This window comes from Mesorhizobium sp. M1A.F.Ca.IN.020.06.1.1 (genome assembly GCF_004023265.1).
Taxonomy (GTDB): domain Bacteria; phylum Pseudomonadota; class Alphaproteobacteria; order Rhizobiales; family Rhizobiaceae; genus Mesorhizobium.
In genome coordinates, this window is the sequence record NZ_RZSR01001092.1 from 1 (window position 1) to 1,838 (window position 1,838).

Sequence of the window (1,838 nt, forward strand, 5' to 3'; positions counted from 1 at the left end):
TCGCAGGCATGGGAACAAGCCGCGGCGGACGGCCGAAACCACGCCGGAACGCGGCGATGATTTCTGACATCGCCAGCGGAGCTGCGTTGCCCGCGACATAGGCCGGGTGGAGCGGTCCCGGACGGCTGACAAGGTGCAGTACCGCGCCCGCCGCCGTGTCGGACGCGATCAGCGAGCGCACACCCGCCAGCACGCCGGCCGGCAGCGGCAGGGCGGTGTCGGCAAGCCGCATCAGCGATGCCATGTTGCCCCTCATGCTCTCCCCATAGACGGGCGGCAGGCGCAGTGCCGTGGCATCCGGGCGTCCGGCGTAAGCCTCGATCAGCCTGATCTCGCCTTCGCGTTTGGATCGGCCATAGGCGCATTGCGGGGCAGGGGCCATCGCCTCGTTGATCGTGCCGCTGAAGCCGGGACCGGCCACGGCCCGGATCGAGGAGAGATAGATGAAGCGCCCGCCGCAACGTGCGGCCGCGGCCTTGGCCAGGCGCGCGGTCAGCGTCGCATTGACGGCCTGATAGTCGGCGTCGCTGGCGTTCCGATCGTTGTTCAGCGCCGCGCAGTGGACGACATGGCTCACGCCGCGCATCAGTGTCAGGAAGGCATCGTCCGGCGCATCGGCGCCAGGCAGCGCAAAGACCTCGCCCGCAGCCTGCAGCCGTTCTGGCCGTCGGGACGCAATGCGTATGTCGAAGCCGGCCTGACGCAGCCGGCCGGTCACCTGGCGTCCGATCAGCCCCGTCGCCCCGGTGACCAGGACCTTCATGTTCGCCGGCCGGCGGCCGAAGGAATGGCTGCGCTCTTGCCGGTCGGCGGCACCGTTCGTCCGCAAGCCAGATAGGTTCCCGAAACCAGGAACACCATCAGCGTCGAATCGAGAAGGTCCTGGCCGACCAGGATACCGGTCAGCCCGCCTATGAGATAGGTGACGACCGTGACGATGATCATCGTTGCGCCGAACCGTTCCGCTGGGCCGGCGCTGCGGCGCAGCGCCCTTGCCGCGTTCCAGGCCGCGACGACGAAGATCGCCGCCAAGGCGAACGCCCCTAGCAAACCGGCCTGCACCGCCGCGGTCAGAAAACCGTTGTGGTAATGGTTGTAGCCTGCGTCCATGCCGAATTGATCGTGAAAACCCTGTTTCATCAGCGCCCGGCTGCCTGTGATGCCATGTCCGAAAATCGGAGCCTCGTGAAACGCCTTCGTGCCGATCTCCCACATCGCCACCCGCAGCCCAAGCGCCGTCGTATGGTCGTTCTTGGTGGTGAGCGCATCCAAGTCGCTGAAAAGGAAGTCAGCGCGATTGGCAATGACGGGAAACGCGATCGCGGCGAGCAGCAGGCAGGCGCCGCCGGCAATCAGCGCAATGCGCGCGAGTTTCAACCCGCTGAGCCGGCGCCGGTTGATCGAGAGCACGGCGATGCCCGCCAGCAGCAGCGCCAGCCAGATGATGCGGGAGCCCGAATAAAGCACCGCCAAGCTGCCCGACAGCGCAGCGAGAGTCAGCAGCTTCCAGCGCTTTTCGATCCCCGACAGCGCGCCTGCGAGGCTCATCGCCGCGGCCAGGCAGGTCACCGTCGCGAATACGATGGCATTCCCGGCACCGCCTTCGGCCCTGGTGCCGATCCAGTAATACTGAACGACGGCGAGCAGCAGCGCGCCGAAACATGCCGCGGCGCTCGCCAGCACGACGATGCGTACAAGCACGGTCTTTTCCGTGATGCTCCAGGTCGAATAGGAGATCGGAAAGAAGAGGAAAGTGATCAGCGGCAGGAACAACCGCAGATCCGCCGCCAGCGTGCCGTTGACGATCGAAGCAAGGACGATGGCCGCGCAATAGGCAC

2 protein-coding genes are annotated in these 1,838 nt (G+C 66.3%); both read right to left on the reverse strand.

Features of this window, described 5'->3' with window-relative positions; all coding sequences use genetic code 11:
* The coding region (locus tag EOA60_RS31265) for an NAD-dependent epimerase/dehydratase family protein (RefSeq protein WP_128312499.1) at positions 1 to 763 on the reverse strand (763 nt) is incomplete at its 3' end.
* The coding region (locus EOA60_RS31270) for an O-antigen ligase family protein (RefSeq protein ID WP_164899706.1) at positions 760 to 1,838 on the reverse strand (1,079 nt) is incomplete at its 5' end. The genes EOA60_RS31270 and EOA60_RS31265, both read right to left, overlap by 4 nt.